The following is a 19,260-nucleotide window of genomic DNA, read 5'->3' as shown; positions in this document are numbered from 1 at the left end:
AGAGGTTGCGAAGCTTAGACGCGAAAAACACTAGTACAGCTGACCATGGGTATCGATGAAGCCGAATATGATTACCGTGTCGCCACCGTTGTAGTTGCTAGAATAGAGAAATGAAAATGGCTCTGGGTTGATGACTACAGGCATGGCTTCCGAAGCAGCACATATCGCGTATCTGGAGTCGTGGTTTGGGGTGTCTTTCGACCAACCCTCTGATGCTAGCGGGGCGTACGGGGCGGTTCATTTTGGCCAGCGGGACGGCGAGCGCGTAGTAGTAAAGTTGCTGCGCGATAAAGACAGAGGGCGGCATCACTCATGGCATGAAGCCATGATGCTCGACGAACTCGACAGCGCAGCGTGCGAGCCGCCTCTGCATGTGCCACAGTTCATCGAAACCGACACGGACGATGACGGTACGGGTTTTGTGGTATCGACTTATGTGGAGGGCGATGTGGTTACCGCGGATCAGCTGAACCGCTACTACCAGCTTGATCCAGTGGCGCAGCAAGAGCTCGGTACCAAAATCGGTAGCTTTGTCGCGTGGTTGGCTCAAACAATCACCCCAGGCAAGTTTTTCGAGCTCGTCGGTGACGAGCCTTTGCTATTTGCTGACAGAACAGAGAGGCTTTACCGATTGAGTATGAACGCCGATTTTTTGCAGCAAATGGGCGTCCCTAGGCTCGCTGGCATCGTGGAAGATCTGACCCAAGAACACTTGGCCTATTTTCCTGACGGCGTGGAACCTCGACCGATTATTGGTCATAGCGATCTGCGTCCGAACAATTTAACTTTTACCACTAGCGGCTCCGTCGATCAGCCGTGCTACGTGCCTGTCGGCGTCATCGACTTTGGGGCTACCCAGCCGAGCAGTCCAGAGCGAGAGCTCCGACATCTGGCGGCGCTAGGTTTGGGAGAAGCCGTTAAGAGCGCTGCGACAGCATATCACGAACAAACGGGCAGCGAAGTAGACCTGGAGCTCATTAATTTTTGGGCGCGTGTCCAGACCGCTACTATTTTGGGTTGGTCTGCTGCGCTTGGTATCCGCCTAGAAACCGGTACTACTCACGTGCTAGAAATGATGCGTACCTGGTATCCGGATCTGCCTATGAACGAGCTCAGATGTCTCCCTGGCGCATTTTTCCTGCAGCAAGCCGGCATGATCTTGAACAGAAACGGCAAGCCGGAAAGCCTGGAGGTTCCTGCGGAGAGTCGACCAGTTTAGAGTGTTTTGGAGCGCCGAGCCCTCAGTGGGACTCGCTACTTCAAGCATTTTTGTGTGAGGCCAAGCATGGAAAATTCGGACAGCCACCGGGCTGTCCTCACCCTCCCGGGTTCAAGTCTCTCGATAATCAACCAGATAAAAAGACCTACGCTTCGGTAGGTCTTTTTATCTGGAGGGCCAGGAGGGACTTGAACCCTCGACACCCTGCTTAAGAGGCAGGTGCTCTAACCAGCTGAGCTACTGGCCCACGTTTGCTTAAACTCCGCTATATTAACAGATTACATCTGTTACATCAAGGCCGCCTTAGCAAAATGGTCGTGCCTCAGAAGGTATACTACAGCTATGGGAACAGAAGCTGGTTCTTGGGAAAAACATATAATCACGCCAGACGAAAAAACAGCATATTTTTCAATCGGCGCGGCCCTACTGGCCATGAAAACGAAGATCGTCTAGGGGTGTGGCCAGAGCAGAATAGCCTGAACGCATGTATCGCAGACGGACACTGGGGAGACGGGGCCGCACAGCACATTGTTGATTTTTGGGCACAGAAGAAAACCCACATGCCAGAAGCGAAGCCGTGACAAAGGTAACACGCCTCCAGACAGCTCTATTCGAACGCTATGGAAGCGAACAAGCAGACACCCCGACAGACCTCACCCCCGAAGCTGCATTTATCGCAGTCGCGGTAGCCAACAGTCAGCTTTCAGTCACAAGCTATGGCGACTGCAGCCTATTGGTGGTGAATGATGGCCGCATTCGATTCCAGTTGCCAAAGGAGGCAACGTGGCTTGGCGCTTTCTCTCATGCGGGCCTAGGTAATAGAAAAGCCGTAAACGAAGCACTGATCTTTAAAAAGGTGCCATTATTACCTGACGACTATATTGCGCTATTTACTGACGGGCTGGATGAGTGGGAACATGACGAAAAGTCCAGCGTGCAGCCCGAGGAAATTGCTGCTTTATTCGACGGTAGCCCGGCTGCCAACGTCGTGAAGTCACTGGGATACTTGGCCTTTTCCCACAATGCCCAGGACGATGTGAGCGTCCTGGTACACAAGGCCTAGTTACCCACTTAGCTATCTCTGATCACATAATTGTTGTGAAAAAATACAAAATATGTTATAAAACTAAAAATGATAGAGGTTTGTGAAGATCAGTCCCCCGATCCTTTTGCTGCTACCGAAAAACTACAGCCAATTCCTGAGGTGGTGGAGTTACTAAGTCAGCGCATACAGGACAGCCCCGACAACAGGATAACCTTTGCCGAGTTTACAGACGTTTCACTGTATTCCGAGCATGGGTATTACTCCTCGGGACGAGTAGATATAGGCCCTGGGGCGGACTTTACTACATGCCCCGAGATGCACGAGGCGTTTGGGTTCAGCGTAGCCAACGCAGTTCATAAGACATGGGAGGCCAGTGGCCGGCCTGAACCATTCGACATCATAGAGATGGGTGCCGGCAACGGTAAGCTAGCCAAAGATATACTAACCAAGCTTGAACAGGCTTATCCCATGCTCTACGAGCGCACCCGCTATACAATAATAGAGCGATCACCGGGCCTTATAGCAAGACAGCAACAATCACTCCAGGATATGCCCGTACGGTGGGTCAATGCCTCGGCAGATGCCCTGCCTTTTCATGTAGATAACGCTTTTTTCCTTTCCAATGAACTGCCCGATGCTTTTCCAGCACATCGCGTTATTCGTCGCGGAGATATTTTACTAGAAATATATGTCTCCCAGAATGACGAAGGAGAATTTATACAGGTCGAAGGAGAGCTTTCGCTTGCCGTAGCTGGCACCGTTAGCATAGACGACGTTCCCGATGGCGCCGAATTCACCACACGCCCCATGGTAGCTCGCTGGCAAAAGAGCCTTAGCAGCGTCATGAAGAGTGGACACGTACTCACCATAGATTACGGTATTGAAGATGGGGTCGCAGACCCTGCCAAGTATGCTCCCCGGATATATCCGATCAGTAAGAATGGCATTGAAAACGCCTATCTATTCCCAGGGGCCGTGGATATCACAGTATCGCTGGACTTTGAGCATATGAAGCGTGCTGGCGAACAAGCAGGCCTTCGGGAGTTATATCGTGGCAGCCAGGCTGAATTCTTGAAACTACACGGTTTTGACGAGGAGGCAGAACGCCTGACCAAAGCCGACGAAAACCTTGCGCTAGACATAAAAGAAAAAAGGATGAGAAAGCATCAACTAAGAAGGTTGACCAGACTTGCCTCGTTTATGGTTTCCTTACAGCAAAAGACCTAGGGTTCTGGGTGATTTAAGCGTGAGCTCGTTGATTTATGCGCTTTTTATGATATAAAACGGCAATGAATATAGAAACAGCCGTTATACCGGTTGCCGGAGCCGGGTCCCGTGAATTTCCCGTTACTACAGCCATAGAAAAGTGCATGATGCCTGTCTATGCTGGTCCAGAGAGTCGACCGCTTGTGGACTACATGGTAGAAGACTGCGTCCTGGCTGGGCTCAGCCGGGTTATCTTTGTGACAAGCGAACGCGGAGAACAGCAGCTCAGGGATTACTTTGGGCAAGACATCTCACCCACTATTCGCCAACAGCTCCTGCGAGTTGGCAAAACTGACAAAATAGATCAAGAGATTGAACGCCGCCGTGCTTACGGCATCGAGTTCGAATACGTTATTCAACCCCCAGACAACTACGGAACAGCCATCCCGCCGTTCCTAGCCCGAGAGCGCCTGCAGGGCGAGAAGCACTTTGCCCTCATGGGCGGTGACGATTTTGTCTACCACCAGAACGGCACCTCGGAACTGAGCCTAGCCATTGCTGACTGGAAAGAAAAAGGCACCGAACATGCCATTATGGGCTTGCCCGTTGACCGCGAACAGGCCACAAAATACGGCAATCTGTTGGTAGACCAGTATGGCAACCTGGGCGCCTTTGATGAAAAACCACCACTAGAACGCATAGCAGAGCACCCGGTTGCCAACATCAGCCGTTACTTGCTTAGCGGCTCTATCTGGGAGCATATAGATGCAGAGATGCAGCGCAACCGTGGCCTTGCCGAGCACTACGTGACATTTGCCATTCAGTCCGCTCTGGCTGCCGACCAAAGCTTCTATGTCCACCGAGTACTGGGCAAATATCTAGATGGCGGTAGCTTCGAAGGTCTACTAGAGGCCAGCAATTACATCACTACCCACCCTCGGTTCGCCGAATGGCCCACACCCGAACTTATAACCGCTTCGGTTTCTTAAGCTCCCTGCAAATCGGTACAATAACCCTATGCACGCCAAGCAGCTTGTCTGGCAGATCGTTACCCTCGGCACGCCCCAGGGGCGGGTGCTGGCATGGCTTGCAGCAACTACCATTGTCTTCATTGTGCCCTTTTCCTGGCTATCCAACCTGTCTTTGTGGCAAAGGCTCGGCTTTGACTGGGCGCCCTCTATTGGCCTAACCCGTGCCTACTGGCTGCTTATCCATGGCCATCCGGCTGCTGCTCTAGACCGCAATTTCTTGATTGTCCCCGTGTGTGTTGTGGGCCTGGTTGTCATAGCGGGGGACATTTATCGTATAAAGCAGTCGACAATACTAGGCAAAAAATCATACACTAACGATATACAGACATAACAAGGAGAGCCAGTCATGGCACAAACAACAAAAAAACCACAAGGCGAACAACGAGAGTTTCTGGTAGCACTACTACTGTCTATTTTGGTGGGTCAGCTGGGAATTGACCGTTTTTACATGGGCTATATCGGCCTAGGCATCCTCAAGCTTCTGACCTTTGGAGGCTGCGGTGTTTGGTGGCTTATAGACGTCATCTTGATCGCCACCAAAAACCTGCAAGACGCCGACGGTCGCCCGCTAAAAAGCTAGGTCTTTCTTTTCCAGATCTGAAAGCGAAAGGTAATACCACTCTCTATTTGGGGCTGGCTTTCTTCTGCCAGTTCAAATGTATCTTTAAATTCTGGGAAGAATTTAGTGCATCCAAAGTCGCCCTCTATTTGGGTCAGATACAGCTCGTCCGCCGCATCTAAAGTCTGTTCAAAAATGCTAGCACCGCCGAGTACCCAGAAGTTCTCAGGAGGGTTTTGCAACAATGTCGCAAGGTCTTTTACTTTTTCAAAGCCAGGACGCAAGGTGGGCGCCAGCGCCAACACCAAATTCCGCCTGCCAGGCATAGGCCGGGTCAGTTCGTTATACATGACCTCACCCATGAGTACCGTGCCGCCCCTGGACTTCCGGCGATAATACCGGATATCAGTCGGGAGCTTACCTTGCCAGGGAATGCCATGATCATCAGCTATGCCTTGTTTTTCATCCATTACTGCAATACACCTGATCATGTTGGCTGTTCCTTTTTTATGTAGGGTCTGACGTAGTTTAGCAAAAAGAACGAACCACTTATAAGCAATAAAGGTTCAGGACGTTTCAGTAATTTTTTATAGGCCTGGATTGGGTCATGTATAATTTCCCAGTTTTCAAAGCCGAGCTCTTCACACTGCTCTGCTATTTTTAGTGGGTCTATAGACGTCTTACCCATGCTGTCTTGGGCAAAGCTAGTAATGATAAGGTGCGAACAATACGGCACCAAGGCCTGCAAGCTGTCTCGCACCTTGGCCTGCTTGGTGCGCACAAAGCTAACCATACAGGCCAGGGGAGCATCTGGGTAAGCATGCGCAACACTCTTCATAAGCATCTGGAACTTCTGCGGATTGTGGGCGCCATCCATAATAAGCGTATGACCCGCTAGTTCCTGTTGTTCCATTCGCGCAGGGATGTAAGCATGCGTCGACTTTTCCAGCCCAGCCTCACCCAGCGCCTTGAAGTTATCTCGCGTCGTTAAGTACTCAACTACAGAGTAGGCCAAGTACCAATTGCGCCGCTGAAACAGCGGCAGGTTCTCGGGTAGTTCTGTGTCCTTGAGTGGCCATACTTCGTGCAGCTCGGCTTGCTGCTGCCGGGACGCCTCGCGCAGCACCCCCATCACCTCGTCGTTCTGCTCGTATGAAAAGACAGCGGTGTGCGGCTGGATAATGCCGGCCTTCTGAGCCGCAATAGCTTCCAGGGTTTTGCCCAAGGTAGAGGTGTGATCGTAGTCTATGTCGGTAATAACGCATACCTTATCCTGCCGATGCATCACGTTAGTGCCATCCAGCAAGCCGCCCAGACCAACCTCTATCACGGCATAGTCTACCTTTGACTGGCTAAACTGCCAGAAGGCAAATGCTACCAGTGTCTCAAAATAGGTGGGCTTGATGTCACTTTTCTCCACCTTCTCTATAAATTTTCCGAAACTGCTACAAAATCGCGATTCGCTAAGGGGCTTGTTGTTTATTTGTACACGCTCATTAATCTCATCTACATGGGGACCGTCAGCCCCACCTTGAATCCTGCCTGGCGTAGTAGCGACGCTACGTAGTAAGCTGTCGAGGTTTTTCCAGAGGTACCAGCTATATGTATAGCCTTGTAACTATCCTGGGGATTGCCCAAATAGTCCATAAGCTGACGCATGCGATCTAGTGTATAAGCGTGCCCGCTGGGCCATGCCTGAGGCAACCGCTGATTCAAATAGGCATGTACGCTGGCAAAATTCTCGAACACTTGCATGCATGCTATTGTACTCCAACAAAAAAAGCTTCCTGACGGGAGCCTCTTATTCTATAAAAATCGGGATGTGGCAGCGAGAGCGTGTGGGTACACGGAGCTCTCGCTGCCACATCAAGTTCAACTCTATGCGCTAATTTTTTCAAGCCTGTACGTCCAGCCGGGTTGCCACTGCCAAGACGCAGCAACAATTTCCTCTAGGGTTTTGCCGTCCACCCATCTCTCCAGGCCATATTGGGTAGCCCGCGACCCAACAACCATGACTCGCTTACCATCGTATTTGGCCAGCACCTCTTCCAGGAAAGTCTTCATATATTCGGCACACTGCTCGTAGCTTTCGCCGTGGGGGAATGGTCGGGTTACGCGTTTGGGTCGCTCGGCTTCTATTTCAGAACTGGGCCGATGCTCGTAGTCACCGTAGTCACATTCACGAAGTCGACGGTCTTGAAATATCGGAAACTTATCGCCAAAAGCCAGCTCGGCTGTCTTATAAGACCGCTGCAAGTCAGAGCAAAAGATGGCGTCAAAATGTTCGCCAGCGCGGCGTTCGCCCAATTGCTTGGCTTTTTCTATGCCTATGTTGGACAAAGCAACATCAAAATGCCCAGAGGCAATCTTTTTTTCGTTATCAAGCGTAGTGGCATGGGACTCAAATATAATATCGATCATGCCGGTCATTATACCAAGTAAATGGCCTAATGAACCCATCTCATATCTCCCGTCTGTTAAGTGAAAGCCTTGCTGGTGAGCGTGATTTGTCAGTTCTTGCGACAAGACGTATCCGTAGATACGTTGCGAAGCAAAACTGGCGAAGCACGCCAACAGCAAGGCTTGAGGCTGGAGGGGAGATATGAGATGGGTTCAATGATATTATGAGCGTATGCATGCCATCCGACGCTTCGCCAAAAGAAACCCCCGCTACACCCAGGCACTGCGTACCCTCAGCTGGATAACGCTAGGACTGCTGCTGGTTGCGGCAACCTTTGCTATCAGGCTCCCCAGTCGGGTCTGGCTGCCCGATGCCACCCACTTTTCAGATGACAGAAGCTTTATGTTTGGCGTACCGGTTCAGAAGCAACAAGTATTCACCAAATATGGCCGAGGACTCATGTACAGCTCTGCCCAGACGCTCGTACTCCACCGAGATGAGCCCCTTGGCCCTTGGACAATCATCGTAGCCCTTCCGGCCAGCCCACTACTCAAGGCATCGGCTTGTCCCAACATTGCCGATATCACACCATACTACCCCTCCGCGTGCACTCAAAAAGGCACCCTACAGGGCGCACCGGTGTACACCATAAGCCGGCGCATGCCATCTACGACAGACGAAAGTTTTGTGACCATTGGCAATACATTTTTGTACATCAAAGCAGCAGGTGGCAGCAGTGGGCAGAAATATTTTGATAGTTTCACAGAAGTTACGCCCGGCAGCGATCGATTATACTTGTTACCCAATGCCAGACGTGTCGAGCAAATAAACAGCCAGTCCAGAATAGACAAAGTTACCCTGAGCCAAAAAAACGCCCAGGCTTATTCCAAACTAGACTTCACGCCGGCCATACCACAATCGCTACCTCCGGGCTGGACAATTAACGAACGGCTGGGCCCACCACCTCACATGGAGATCGACGGCCTCAACGCCGACCACCCCAGCCTTATCAACTTTAGCTACCAAAAAAACCACGAACAAAGTGTCACTATGCATGTCGGGCGCCTCTCAGACTACCAGCTCATGGGGCCAAACTGTGGTCCGTCCCCCGGCAATTCCATGGGATACGTTGCCTGCCGCAAAATTGGCCCGTACTACCAGGCAGAGTTCTATAACAGGCTCAATGATTACGTCCGGTATCTCTATTATCCAGTGGGAGACAGCCTGGTGATCAGCCACATTCATGTCATGAGCAAGGACCGCCAACCACCTGCCCGTCCCACCGAGCTGATTGCCAGCCAGGATGCCATCACCCTCAGTGCCAAGCCAGTCGACAAAAACACCCTGAAGGGTGCCGGCTTTGACAAAACCTTTTACTAACCGGCTACAGCTTCATTTCTTTGAAAGCTTTTTTGAGAATATCCAGCATCTGCTGATAGTCTGCGGACTTATCGGTAGAATACAGATACAAGTCAGTGCCAATCACCTCGATACTGACCTTGAAAGACAGGCCAACCAGCTGCTCCATAAATGCTGGATGCACCAGTTCAAGACTAGCGATCCTATCCATATCAGTGGCATAGACATCGAACAGCTTATTGAACTGGGGCCATTCCAGCGTAATCTTGTGCATCCCTTGTGGGGAGAACTTGAAAAATGCAGATGACTTGTGCCGGGCGACTAGTATATTGCCGTAACTCTTGGGGAGAGTGGTATGCGCCACCGTGTAGTTTGCCATGGGATTTCGCGGTTGGTACAAGTGCCTGAAGTGATCTTTCAACTGTGCCTGCTTTTGGATAAGCGGAGTATATTCAAAAAACTGCACTATCAGGTTGTGATACAGTCCGATGACATGATGGTTCAGGTCCGACCGGCCATAGCTGGCATCGCTAAACAAAATACCGTGCAGCGGCATCAGCAGCCAGCCAAAGTCGGCGTTATAAAAGAACTTATTGGCTTTGGCAAAATCGGCGTATTTCTTGTCGATCACTGGGTCGTATTTAACAATCAGGCTGTCTCTATTTATCTGGGTAACCGAGTCCAGCATCCAGGTCTTGCCCTCTCGCTCAAAGTGCCACAATTCTTCGAACGCCGGAAAAGTACCATGCAGCAGCTTGCCAGTGGCCATATCTAGTAAATTGTCGGTTGCCGAAGCCCTGATCTCGACCGTGAAGCGATCTAGTTCATCGTCGGCATTGTCATGCACGTCAAACAGCGTCACGCTTTTTAGGTTGACGTCTCGCATCTCGTTGCGACGATTCATGTGCCACAGTGCGTTCAGCATGAGGGAAGTGTGATAATGATATCGGGGCGTCAGATAGGCCTTCATGCTGTCGGTATTAAAATCACTCCAGTCCTTCTGGAAGGCGTAAAAGATGTTGCCAGCGGTTTGCTGTATAACCTCTTCTGACCAGGTAGGATCTTTGGCCAAAGCAGCCTTTTGCTTGGACCGGGCTTTCTTGATCCTCTTCTTGCGCACCCACCGAGAGGCCACTATGCTAAAAAGTATCAATGGCAGCACAACAATTCCCACGCCACCACCGCCGCCGCCGCTGGAACCGCCACCGCCGGCTCGGGCCACAAGATCCAAGATTTCAATCATTTGATATATCATACCACCCCTGATATGGACTGACGAGTAGCCTACCCTGTAACAAAAGCTAGCAACGGGGGTGAGGGATGTTGACTTATATTATAAAAAATGCTATAATTATATAGTTTCTTCAATCGATGAGACACCCCTAGCAGCAGTTAGGAGACTGTGATGCTTGCAGTGACGCGCTCCATCCCCTTCGAGGGATGGCAGATCGCCCTGATGGTCGGCATCCCGCTCGCTTGCCTCGCGCTGGTGAGCTACGCCCATTACCAGGACTACCGTCGGAACTACGAGGCCATTCCTCGTTGGGCCGCATGGGTCATCGCCATCTTCGTGTGGTTCTTCATCGGTCTGCTGACCCCGACCGTCACGCACGATGGCCGCCTGAGCGACATCCAGGAAGACGAGCACCAAGTGCTCCTCCAGGAGTACGAGCAGAGCCACGATCTCGACTACGAGATCGACAAGGTCTACGCCTCAGGGTGGAATGGTGGCGAGTTCAGCTTCACCGCCGAGGACTGGAAGGGCGACTGCCGTGTCCAGTACCGCGTCAACGACGACGGCGTGACGAAGACGTTCTTCCAGGATGAGCCTGGTGGCATGCGCCTCCCTCTCACCTTGTTGAGCGCCATCGACGACGGCGTGAAGCCGAGCGAGTACTGTCACCGCACGTAGTGCCAAGCACTGCTATACAAGGTTCGGGCCGTTATACCTTTCTCATTCTTGTCCTCCCTTTAGGGAGACCACCAAGAACAAGAGAAAAAGGCCCACAACCAGTGCTCTTGAAGGTTTCGAGATCAGTGGTTGTTACCAGAGGGACTCGTCCAGAGGCTCCAGTTCGACACCAGCGCCACTCCTGATCAGTTCGGTGACCACAGCCCGAAGCTGCCATGCAGCCTGTATACGCCCCAGGTCTTCTGGGTGGTCCAGATCGTAGAACACGCGCCGACGAGGTTCTTCGTAATAAGTCTCGAACATTGTAGCCGTAAAATCATTAACATCGTAATCAGGTACAACGACACCCGCCTCTTTGCACGCCTGGTGCGACAACTGCCAGACCCTTTCACCCCGGGGCATATAAATCAGCGGCCACAGCAGCTCGTGGCGCCAGGCCAATCCCCCTAGGGGGTCTTCGCGGTCGGCAGGATCAATCACCACCACGCGCTCTAATCTGCCACCTTTGTCTATAAACGCGCGCATACTGCCCAGTAAGTCGATCATCGGCTGGTGCCGTTCTGCCTGTACGTCTGGGTCGTGCGGTAGACCAATGCCGGCCAGCAATATATGTGCGGCCAGGTGCCGATCCCCCTGTTGCCAAGCACGATAAGAGGGCGCATCAGCGTCACCGTGGTGCGCCACGTCCAGCCTCCACACCGTGCTGCCGGCAGGCACTTGATCCCAGCTGGCGTCGAGGGCTTGTTCTATTTCTTTGTCGTCAGTGCCGCGTAAAAGGGTATGCATACTCGAGGTCAATCATACCAGGGTATTGTAAAATTATAATCAATATGCCATAATATACTTATTCCATCTCCGGTTCACCCCCGAACTCTAGGAGCGTGAGTACATGTCCATCCTGGCAGCAGCCGCATCAACCGACTGGACGAGCGGCGAGATTAAGTGGCTCATCGGAAGTATCGCCGCCCTCGTCATCGGCCTCATCGCGTACCGCAAATCCACCGACGCCTCCGCCCTGGAGTGGTGGGCTACACTCGCTGTCATCTGTGGCGTACTGGTGACCGTCATCACGGTCGGCCAGAACAGCTATTCCGACAGCCCCGCCCAGGTCAGGAACCGTGAAGCCGAAGTGGAGCTGGTCACCGACTACGCTGTAGGCTACACCGACGTTGACGTCTCCGCTACCAACGACCAGTTCACCGCCATGGCCGGCACCTGCGACGTACGCGTGTACTACACCGTGGCTGGCGGCAAGGTCGTCGAGGCTCACATAGCAACCGACCTGACCGGCGGCCTAGGCAATGTAATCGATGACGTGGACGTCACCAATGGAATCGAGGATCTCTACGTCCAGAAAGCGTTCAGCCAGTGCAACCGCCCTGTCACCACACCCGCACCGGCAGCCTAACGGCCGCCACAACTCACAGGAATACATAGGGTCTCGGGCGCCCTCTCTGATTGGATTTCCCTCACGGGAAAACCAACAACACCAGAGAAAAAGCCCGCAGACTAGTGTCTTCGAAAAGCTTCGAAAACAGCAGCCTGTTCAGCCGCCTCAGAGATGTCTGCTCTACTTAGGGCGGGACAGTTTTACAATCCCGATAACCGGACCCACAAAGAGCAACACCATGCCGACCATTCCGGCCAAAAGGGTTAAAATATTGAGTATGGGTGACGAATCTACTCCCGCCACCCGTATTGCAAAATTGACAATAACCGCTCCGACCAACACAATAAACGGCGACAAAATCCACAAGACACCACTTCTAACGTGATGATTTAGCCCCGCAGGCGCGCCCGGAACTGGAGCCTGTTGCTGATGCATGGCGGGCAGCACCGGGGCTTGAGCCGCCGCAAAGGCTTGCTCTATAAGTGCTTCGTCCCACCCCTGCTCTCTGAGCACCTGACGAAGAGTGGCTTCTGGGACCCCTTGCTGCAAATTGTGCTGTATATAATTCGCCGCTTGTGCAAGCTGTTCATTCATTAGATATATTTATACTACAAATCAGTACTACGCGTCACCATCCATGACGGCAGAAAAGTACGTCTGGCCAGTCCGGTAGGCCACAATGTAGTTCTCCATACCATCCATCAGGGGGGTAGGCAGGTTATCCATGTGGTGCCATCCCCACCTCTTAAGTTTGTCCGGCTCCATAACTACCGGCTCGCCAGACACCCAGGTGGCCACCATACCAATATCGACATAATGCTTTTCGGGCATATAGCGCAAAACATTGGTCACGCAAAGAAAGCCAATGTCCTTGACCACCATATGGTCGCCCGCTTCCTCGCGGAATTCACGTACCACATCTTCAAAGCTTTCGCCCTGCTCCATGTGTCCACCGGGGCCAGCCCATTCACCTTCGCCATGCGAACCTTGGCGCTCGCCCAGCAAGATCATGTCGTCACGGACCACCAGTAGCCCCAAGCCCACCATAGGTCGTTCTAATTCATACTCACTCATATTTACTTATTGTTTCATAAACACTAAATAAATTCAAAATTACTTTTGATTATGTTGCTTCCTGTGGTGGCTGGGTGTGCATGCCCGCGCCCTACTATCAATATAGTTGCAGTACTGTGCGCAATAAATACACAGAGGTAGCCATGAGATCTAAGCGATGGGGCAACTCGGCGAGATGATAGGCCTCCACGCCTCGCCCCTCATGAACTTCGAAGTCTAAGTTAGGCACCACACCTTCGTATAAAGAAAAATATCTATCTACGGGGTACTCACCGGCTGGGATTTCGTAGTCTTTAATGTGCCGGAGGTCAGTCACATCACCCGGTGTTAGAGAAGTTTCTTCGTCAAACAGTTCTCGCCTCAGGCATTCCTCGACCGTTTCACCCAGCTCTAGACCCCCACCGAACATACCCAGTTTGTCTGGTTCATAGGGAGCGTCAGCGGTACGACGCTCAAAAACAAACTGCCCATCGGGCAGTTTAAGCATGACTGGGACAAATAGAGGGGAACGTTCCATGAAAAGGTTACTGTACTATTCTTTCGACAACAGAGCAAATGCTTATTAAGAACCAACCGCAAACCTCGGCACGGGCTAGGGGCTCTGCTTAGTAGCCGATTTCTAAATAATGCCGCTTCTCAATGTAGCCTCGCTTGATGATAGTCTTGAAGATATCTTGCACGTCGTCTGGTAAGTTTTTGGGGTCACACCACACCAGCTCCGAGCATTTTCCGGGCTCTTGATTGACCGGATTTTCTCCAACCTCAAGCTCTATATAAAATTCAGTATATATGTATTCACGATTCGTGCGTACAATTGCAGTGGCAAAAAAGCGTAGACGATTTTCATCAACCCTCAAGCCCAACTCTTCTTCTATTTCGCGTACAGCAGCCTGTCTTGCCGTTTCACCTTCTTCTAGGTGACCACCAGGGATACCAAGCATGCCGTCGGCCCAACCAGTATTTGCTCGACGAGGCAACAGCACTTTTCCATCTCGTACCAATAAGATATTTGTGCCGACGTGTCGGGTATGACGATCCATAAACCCTATCATAACAAAAGAAAAGACTCCCTTAGCAGCCCTTTTAAATGTATCTGAACTGGTACGCTCACTGGATAAAAGGTGGAACACCGCTTACCCTGTTTGTTCTGCCTGGTTGATGAGCTCCGACGCCAAGAGTAGTCGCAGTAGCACGCAGGCAGTTACGCTTTTTACTCAAATAGTTTTCTAGCAGTTGTTTTTACTTCTTCCACGCGTCCTGCACTCATCATACCCAACAGCTTTTTCTCAGCCGTGCTGCTGTCTACTGTAAAAAGCTTATCCGGACGGATATAGCTGGTAATTGGTAGGCCCCCGCTCTCAAAGTCAGCCTTGGTCAGCTCTATGGAAGGAACGTCAGGAAGGCGTCGACTGGTAATTTGACACAAAATAACTGTATTTAGAGAGCTGCGTGCCACTACCATAGCAGGACGCTTCTTATAACCCCTTAGGTCAGCAAACGGAAAGTTAATAAGCACCACAGTGCCTATTGCAAGCTGGCCCACGCTTTGTCCTCTTCGGGTGTATCCCATTCTTTGGCGAGTGCGGTGTAGCTAAGCATGACACCTTCATCAATATTTCCGGCTTTGATCGGACGGATCACGAGCGCGCCCTTCTCAACCACAATGTCTGCCTCGTTATACAGCCTGGTTTCTTCAAGCAGCTTCTTCGGAATGCGGATACCTTTTGAATTGCCAATTTTAATGATTGAAGCTTTCATAGTAATTACATTATATATACATTCTTAACATGGGTCAAGCTTGTGCTTGGAGCCCCGGGAGGGACTCGACCTTGCCCACCAAAAACAAAAATTTTAGATTGGTACAGCGCTTTGGCACGGGTTAGAGCTATTATTATTGATGGGGTAGTATGTATGCATGTCGTCTGACGCACAACTCACTAATAAATATTTAGACACTATTAAAGCTCAGGAAACTCCGTAGGGTGCATATACATACGGAGGAGGGGCTAGAACTGGACATTGAGCCACAGCTAAACGAGCTTATCAAAAAGCTTGAAGTTGATAGCGCATTCCGTTAAAAAAGACCTCCCAAGAAGTCCTTTTTAAGCGTAAGCGAAATGGTACCCGCGGACGGATTCGAACCGCCGACCTACTGTTCCGAAGACAGTCGCTCTATCCAGCTGAGCTACGCGGGCGTATAGCTGTACAGTATATCAGATGTCACCCCTGTTTGTAACTACAGGTCCGACACCCTGAAACCTTCTACCATGATCTTGCCAACCTCTCGAAATGTGTCCCAGTACTCTGTGAGCGTTTCAAAGGTTGCAGTGTACAGCTTATCCGTTCCGCGCTGAATGATACTTGCACAGTAGAAAGTCATAGCGTCCTTCTGCACCCCCATAATCGAGCCCCCTTTGTGCTCAAAAGTGCGATTGCGCGTCACAAGCGGCCCGCTCTCTAAGGATTGGATGCCACTAGCAGGCACAAGGGCTTCTACCGGATTCTCGATATGACGCTCTGCAATTTCTTGAAGCATGCCGGGTTCGCCCATGCAACCAGCAACCGACAGGCCGGTTATATACCCCTCGTTAAGCGGCACTCCTGCTAGGAAGTCATCTACAGACCCAACTGCTATGCGTTCGTGGCCAATCAAAACGGATAGATCTTGGTGCCAATAGTGCCACTCCTCGGGCATAAAAGTAGCAACACCAAGGTTGCCACACTTCTGTAGCCCATACCCTTCTGGCGCACGCTCCTCGTTAGACATACTACGTACCATAGTAACGACTCTGTTGCCCTTTGGCCAAAGCTTTTCTTATCCCCACAAACCCGTATACTAACCCCGGTAAGCACCCGTCATGCGTTGCATGGCAAATGCTCATTCGAAGATATAATATATACAAGCACATAGTATATGCTTCTCATTCGCACCCGTAGCTCAGCTGGATAGAGCGTTGGTTTCCGGTACCAAAGGTCGTAGGTTCAAATCCTATCGGGTGTACCAATGAAAACACCCCGCCTAGGGCGGGGCGCTTTCACTGGTACTTTTGTATCGAACCTACTTATTTTTTGCTTGCTTGTCCCGCGAGCGTGGGCAAGAATGGATACTAAGAATATGACACAAGTCGCCTTTGAAAGTATTGCAGCTGTAGCAGCCACTGGCTTGCCAGAAACACCTACCAAAGAATTACTGATTGGTTTAGACAGTCGCTATTCAGAGCCTTGGCGCCACTATCACACCGCTCAACATATAGCAGAATTATTTGCGTCACTCACTCAACACATCGAACATGTCCGAAACCCGAGGACTATTGGATGGGCAATGCTCTATCATGACGCAGTTTATGACCCCACGGCAGTCGCATCCAGAAACGAAGAACTCAGTGCGCGTCTAGCGGAGAGCGAGCTACCACGTATACTTTCCGCGCATGAAACACGTCAGGTCGCCAAATACACTCGTGCTACCGCAAGTCACAAACCCGCAAATGCAGGGGACGATGACTTTGATTTCTTTCTCGATGCCGACTTGGCAATCCTAGGTGCTACCCCAGAACGCTACCAACAGTATTCCAAGGATATAAAATTGGAATACGCACACGTTCCCGACGATGCTTACAGAGAAGCCAGGGTCGGGGTACTCCAAGGCCTAGCAAGTCGCGTTGGCCAAAGCAGTCTCTTCAGAACCACTCTATTCAAAGAAATTTACGAAGAATCTGCCCATCAAAATATTGCCCTCGAGATTCAGTCATTAAGCTAGGGTCCCCGTGCGTAAGAACGGGTAGTTTATTTGATATGATGTGACCATGCCCTTCACCTACCCTTACAAATCATGGCTGAAAGCAAAGCTAAAAAAGCTACGCCAGGGGCGAGACTACTTTATATGGCAAGACAGCTCAATGCCCAAGGATCTGCAGGGGCCTATCATAGAGATCGGTGGCCCCACCGAGCTGGGTTATTACTTCTTGGACGGATTACCCCTACAGACCAAACCAATTATCACTAACATCTCGGCCAAGCCTTTGCAGCACTCGCCAAGGGCTGCGCAGTTCGCCAAGCAGGTAGACGAAGTCATGGACGCCACAAACATGAAATATGCGGACGATTCTGTGGGAGTCTTCTTTATGGCAGCCATGTCTATTTCTAGTGACTGGTGGGTCGATCTAGATGACACCTCAAAGGAAAACGCCGCTGCGAGCTTCGAAGAAGTGTTTGATAATGCAAAATTAGAAATGGGGCAAATTGCGACAGGCATCCTAAGTCCTGATAAGGCAAAACATGCGCAACGAGTAAGAATCTACAGAGAAGTCTACCGAACACTTCGTAAAGGCGGCCTATTCTTTACAGATGGCGGCATCGAGGAAATAACCATACTCAAACTACTGGGTTTCAATGTGTGCATTCTTACAATATCAGGACCCCGATGCCCAGGGATGGCAGAACCTCGACTATGAGCTTGTCGTAATTAAACCATAGGACAAACGAGCGCATACGGCCTTAGCTCCAAGAGCCTGCAGATCACAGGGGTATTCAGAACGAAGCCCATCAGCAAAAAAGTTGACTTTAATATGAAAAAACAGTATAATATATTAACTTCGTTTCATATTCTGGCGGAGGTTATTTGACAAGTAGAAACCACAAGACGAGGGAAAAGCTCATCCTAGAGTGATCTTTTCCCTCGTCTTGTGTGTTCGGGATACACACGTAGCTGTTTGCTGCGGCGCTTCAGCCAAACGAGGAGAGAGTTCGAGTCATGACTCGCAAGAGGATTCTCCCGGTCGCTCTCGTCGCGGCCATCGTGGCAATCATTGCCCTTTCGGGCTGTGGTGGCAAGGAGGCCCACGAAACCGACCGCGGCCGCGGCGACACCACCGTCGACCACATCAACCAGGGACACATGGACCTGGCCGTAGAGATGGGTGACGGTTTCCTCGGCATCGGACACAAGTGCGTCGGGCCCACCGGCTACATCACCTCCACCAAGGGCAACGGTGGTGCGGGCGCACTCGTGACGCCGGTCTTCATGGACCCCTACTGCCTCGGCGTCTACGACAGCGACGGCACCGTCAACAACGAGACCCTGGGTGTCTACGTCTCCTACCTGGCCGCTGTCCAGGGTGGCAACACCGATCTGGCTTCGTCGTTGGCGATCCAGCTCGTCCAGAACGCGCCCAGCGACCTGACGTCGGCTGACCCGCTGCTGCGCTAACACCGCAAGCTAGCCCTGCAAGGTTGAGGTGGCGGGTAGTCACGATTTTCTGGAGTTTCCAGGTCGTGGCTACCCTGCCCCTCCCCACCCCCCGAACATCCCCTACTTGTCATATCTGCTCCATGACTGTGTGGTCATGCTGATGAGTCCAAAAGGACGAAAGCAACGAACTAACATTACTACAGAAGCTTAAGCTTTTTTTGGGTATTTGCTATTATACATGCATGCTACGTGGAGAACCCGTACCGGAACGTTCACCACTCTTCAAAGAGGTACTTATTTCTGAGGAGCAAGTCGCTGAGCGGATTGATGAACTCGCCACCAATGTTATAGAAAGATATAAAGACAAGGATCCGTTGTTTGTGTGTTTGCTGCGCGGTGGGGCTCCTTTTGCGTCTATGCTCATGTTCTCTATTGCCCGCCAGGACCCGGGCTTTCACCCAGAATTAGACTATATGACCGTCAGCACTTATGGTGAGCGACGAGAGGCAGGCTCCACCAGAATTGTCATGGACCTGGGGCCAAAAACAGTTGTAAAAGACCGTCCCGTGGTATTACTGGACGATGTATTAGACGAAGGTATAACCGCTGCCTTTACCACAACCTACCTGGCTGGCCGAGGTGCCCAAGAGACCGACCTGATTGTGCTGGTCCAAAAAGATCGTGAACGGACAGCCTTTGGCGACGCTACTTTATTTGGATTTGAGGCGCCGGGTGACTGGCTGACCGGAATGGGCATGGATGACAGACTGCTTGCCACAGAGGGCAATCGGTGGATGGCCTCTATAGCCCTGGCCAATACTGAATAAAGGGCTAACGTGATCGAACACAGAACAAAGAGTTCTGGCTTGTTTGTGT

General features: G+C 51.3%; 26 protein-coding genes and 3 tRNA genes. 14 read left to right on the top strand and 15 right to left on the bottom strand.

Going from position 1 to position 19,260, the window contains the following annotated elements:
- Positions 1-142 precede the first annotated feature (142 nt).
- Entirely contained in the window at positions 143-1,219 is a 1,077-nt protein-coding gene (locus VK694_01120; protein ID HTE57317.1) for a phosphotransferase, read from the top strand.
- Positions 1,220-1,389: 170 nt separating this feature from the next.
- Here VK694_01120 and VK694_01115 read toward each other — a convergent pair.
- Positions 1,390-1,466 (bottom strand) — tRNA-Lys (locus VK694_01115).
- A 330-nt stretch (positions 1,467-1,796) separates the two neighbouring features.
- Between VK694_01115 and VK694_01110 the strand changes: the two genes are divergently transcribed.
- The 5 genes from VK694_01110 (at position 1,797) to VK694_01090 (ending at position 5,081) form a co-directional block, all read left to right on the top strand.
- Positions 1,797-2,282, top strand: coding sequence for a SpoIIE family protein phosphatase (locus VK694_01110; protein HTE57316.1), 486 nt, complete (start codon positions 1,797-1,799; stop codon positions 2,280-2,282).
- 69 nt (positions 2,283-2,351) lie between these two features.
- The gene (locus tag VK694_01105) at positions 2,352-3,491 is read left to right on the top strand and encodes an SAM-dependent methyltransferase (GenBank protein HTE57315.1); all 1,140 of its coding nucleotides are present in this window, start codon (positions 2,352-2,354) and stop codon (positions 3,489-3,491) included.
- A gap of 62 nt (positions 3,492-3,553) precedes the next feature.
- The gene (locus VK694_01100; protein HTE57314.1) at positions 3,554-4,459 is read left to right on the top strand and encodes a sugar phosphate nucleotidyltransferase; all 906 of its coding nucleotides are present in this window, start codon (positions 3,554-3,556) and stop codon (positions 4,457-4,459) included.
- Positions 4,460-4,487: 28 nt separating this feature from the next.
- Positions 4,488-4,832, top strand: coding sequence for a DUF2752 domain-containing protein (locus tag VK694_01095; GenBank protein ID HTE57313.1), 345 nt, complete (start codon positions 4,488-4,490; stop codon positions 4,830-4,832).
- A 15-nt stretch (positions 4,833-4,847) separates the two neighbouring features.
- Positions 4,848-5,081 (top strand): TM2 domain-containing protein, encoded by a 234-nt coding sequence (locus VK694_01090; protein ID HTE57312.1) that lies wholly within the window; start codon positions 4,848-4,850, stop codon positions 5,079-5,081.
- On the opposite strand, the gene VK694_01085 is transcribed toward VK694_01090, so the two are convergent.
- From VK694_01085 to VK694_01070, 4 genes are all read right to left on the bottom strand, one after another.
- Positions 5,078-5,530 (bottom strand): dihydrofolate reductase, encoded by a 453-nt coding sequence (locus VK694_01085; GenBank protein HTE57311.1) that lies wholly within the window; start codon positions 5,528-5,530, stop codon positions 5,078-5,080. The genes VK694_01090 and VK694_01085 overlap by 4 nt on opposite strands.
- 17 nt (positions 5,531-5,547) lie before the next feature.
- On the bottom strand, positions 5,548-6,543 hold the full coding sequence (locus VK694_01080) for a Mur ligase family protein (protein HTE57310.1): 996 nt from the start codon (positions 6,541-6,543) through the stop codon (positions 5,548-5,550).
- Between the two features lie 23 nt (positions 6,544-6,566).
- Positions 6,567-6,815 (bottom strand): hypothetical protein, encoded by a 249-nt coding sequence (locus tag VK694_01075; GenBank protein HTE57309.1) that lies wholly within the window; start codon positions 6,813-6,815, stop codon positions 6,567-6,569.
- A gap of 123 nt (positions 6,816-6,938) precedes the next feature.
- Positions 6,939-7,481 carry a histidine phosphatase family protein gene (locus VK694_01070; protein ID HTE57308.1) on the bottom strand — a complete coding sequence of 181 codons (543 nt, stop codon included), beginning with the start codon at positions 7,479-7,481 and terminating at the stop codon, positions 6,939-6,941.
- Positions 7,482-7,692: 211 nt separating this feature from the next.
- Here VK694_01070 and VK694_01065 point away from each other — a divergent pair, with 211 nt between their 5' ends.
- On the top strand, positions 7,693-8,841 hold the full coding sequence (locus VK694_01065) for a hypothetical protein (GenBank protein HTE57307.1): 1,149 nt from the start codon (positions 7,693-7,695) through the stop codon (positions 8,839-8,841).
- Between the two features lie 4 nt (positions 8,842-8,845).
- On the opposite strand, the gene VK694_01060 is transcribed toward VK694_01065, so the two are convergent.
- A complete protein-coding gene (locus VK694_01060; GenBank protein HTE57306.1) occupies positions 8,846-10,063 on the bottom strand; it encodes a TIM44-like domain-containing protein in 1,218 nt (405 codons plus the stop codon).
- A gap of 162 nt (positions 10,064-10,225) precedes the next feature.
- Here VK694_01060 and VK694_01055 point away from each other — a divergent pair, with 162 nt between their 5' ends.
- Positions 10,226-10,732 (top strand): hypothetical protein, encoded by a 507-nt coding sequence (locus VK694_01055; protein ID HTE57305.1) that lies wholly within the window; start codon positions 10,226-10,228, stop codon positions 10,730-10,732.
- A gap of 132 nt (positions 10,733-10,864) precedes the next feature.
- Here the strand turns inward: VK694_01055 and VK694_01050 are convergent, their stop codons facing one another.
- Complete coding sequence (locus tag VK694_01050) at positions 10,865-11,518, bottom strand: hypothetical protein (GenBank protein ID HTE57304.1); 654 nt, start codon at positions 11,516-11,518, stop codon at positions 10,865-10,867.
- Positions 11,519-11,621: 103 nt separating this feature from the next.
- Here VK694_01050 and VK694_01045 point away from each other — a divergent pair, with 103 nt between their 5' ends.
- On the top strand, positions 11,622-12,140 hold the full coding sequence (locus VK694_01045) for a hypothetical protein (protein HTE57303.1): 519 nt from the start codon (positions 11,622-11,624) through the stop codon (positions 12,138-12,140).
- Between the two features lie 162 nt (positions 12,141-12,302).
- Here VK694_01045 and VK694_01040 read toward each other — a convergent pair whose 3' ends face one another.
- The 8 genes from VK694_01040 to VK694_01005 all read right to left on the bottom strand — a co-directional run bounded on the left by VK694_01040 (position 12,303) and on the right by VK694_01005 (position 15,963).
- The gene (locus VK694_01040; GenBank protein ID HTE57302.1) at positions 12,303-12,716 is read right to left on the bottom strand and encodes a hypothetical protein; all 414 of its coding nucleotides are present in this window, start codon (positions 12,714-12,716) and stop codon (positions 12,303-12,305) included.
- Positions 12,717-12,743: 27 nt separating this feature from the next.
- The gene (locus VK694_01035) at positions 12,744-13,196 is read right to left on the bottom strand and encodes an NUDIX domain-containing protein (GenBank protein ID HTE57301.1); all 453 of its coding nucleotides are present in this window, start codon (positions 13,194-13,196) and stop codon (positions 12,744-12,746) included.
- Between the two features lie 97 nt (positions 13,197-13,293).
- A complete protein-coding gene (locus VK694_01030; GenBank protein HTE57300.1) occupies positions 13,294-13,713 on the bottom strand; it encodes an NUDIX hydrolase in 420 nt (139 codons plus the stop codon).
- Positions 13,714-13,801: 88 nt separating this feature from the next.
- Positions 13,802-14,236, bottom strand: coding sequence for an NUDIX domain-containing protein (locus VK694_01025; protein HTE57299.1), 435 nt, complete (start codon positions 14,234-14,236; stop codon positions 13,802-13,804).
- Positions 14,237-14,406: 170 nt separating this feature from the next.
- The gene (locus VK694_01020) at positions 14,407-14,739 is read right to left on the bottom strand and encodes a type II toxin-antitoxin system PemK/MazF family toxin (protein ID HTE57298.1); all 333 of its coding nucleotides are present in this window, start codon (positions 14,737-14,739) and stop codon (positions 14,407-14,409) included.
- Positions 14,721-14,954, bottom strand: a complete 234-nt coding sequence (locus VK694_01015; protein ID HTE57297.1) for an AbrB/MazE/SpoVT family DNA-binding domain-containing protein — start codon at positions 14,952-14,954, stop codon at positions 14,721-14,723. The genes VK694_01020 and VK694_01015 overlap by 19 nt, the downstream gene beginning before the upstream one ends.
- A 360-nt stretch (positions 14,955-15,314) precedes the next feature.
- A tRNA-Arg gene (locus VK694_01010) sits at positions 15,315-15,391 on the bottom strand.
- Positions 15,392-15,432: 41 nt separating this feature from the next.
- On the bottom strand, positions 15,433-15,963 hold the full coding sequence (locus tag VK694_01005) for a hypothetical protein (GenBank protein ID HTE57296.1): 531 nt from the start codon (positions 15,961-15,963) through the stop codon (positions 15,433-15,435).
- Positions 15,964-16,123: 160 nt separating this feature from the next.
- Between VK694_01005 and VK694_01000 the strand changes: the two genes are divergently transcribed.
- From VK694_01000 to VK694_00980, 5 genes are all read left to right on the top strand, one after another.
- A tRNA-Arg gene (locus VK694_01000) sits at positions 16,124-16,200 on the top strand.
- Between the two features lie 111 nt (positions 16,201-16,311).
- Entirely contained in the window at positions 16,312-16,953 is a 642-nt protein-coding gene (locus VK694_00995) for a hypothetical protein (protein ID HTE57295.1), read from the top strand.
- A 46-nt stretch (positions 16,954-16,999) separates the two neighbouring features.
- Positions 17,000-17,647 carry a hypothetical protein gene (locus VK694_00990; protein HTE57294.1) on the top strand — a complete coding sequence of 216 codons (648 nt, stop codon included), beginning with the start codon at positions 17,000-17,002 and terminating at the stop codon, positions 17,645-17,647.
- A 299-nt stretch (positions 17,648-17,946) separates the two neighbouring features.
- Complete coding sequence (locus VK694_00985) at positions 17,947-18,402, top strand: hypothetical protein (protein HTE57293.1); 456 nt, start codon at positions 17,947-17,949, stop codon at positions 18,400-18,402.
- 224 nt (positions 18,403-18,626) lie between these two features.
- Positions 18,627-19,211, top strand: coding sequence for a phosphoribosyltransferase family protein (locus VK694_00980; protein ID HTE57292.1), 585 nt, complete (start codon positions 18,627-18,629; stop codon positions 19,209-19,211).
- Positions 19,212-19,260 lie beyond the last annotated feature (49 nt).

It is taken from the genome of Verrucomicrobiia bacterium, from assembly GCA_035489575.1.
Lineage (GTDB): Bacteria > Patescibacteriota > Saccharimonadia > Saccharimonadales > JAGQNK01 > DATHJY01.
This window is presented reverse-complemented; position numbering and strand designations above follow the sequence as displayed.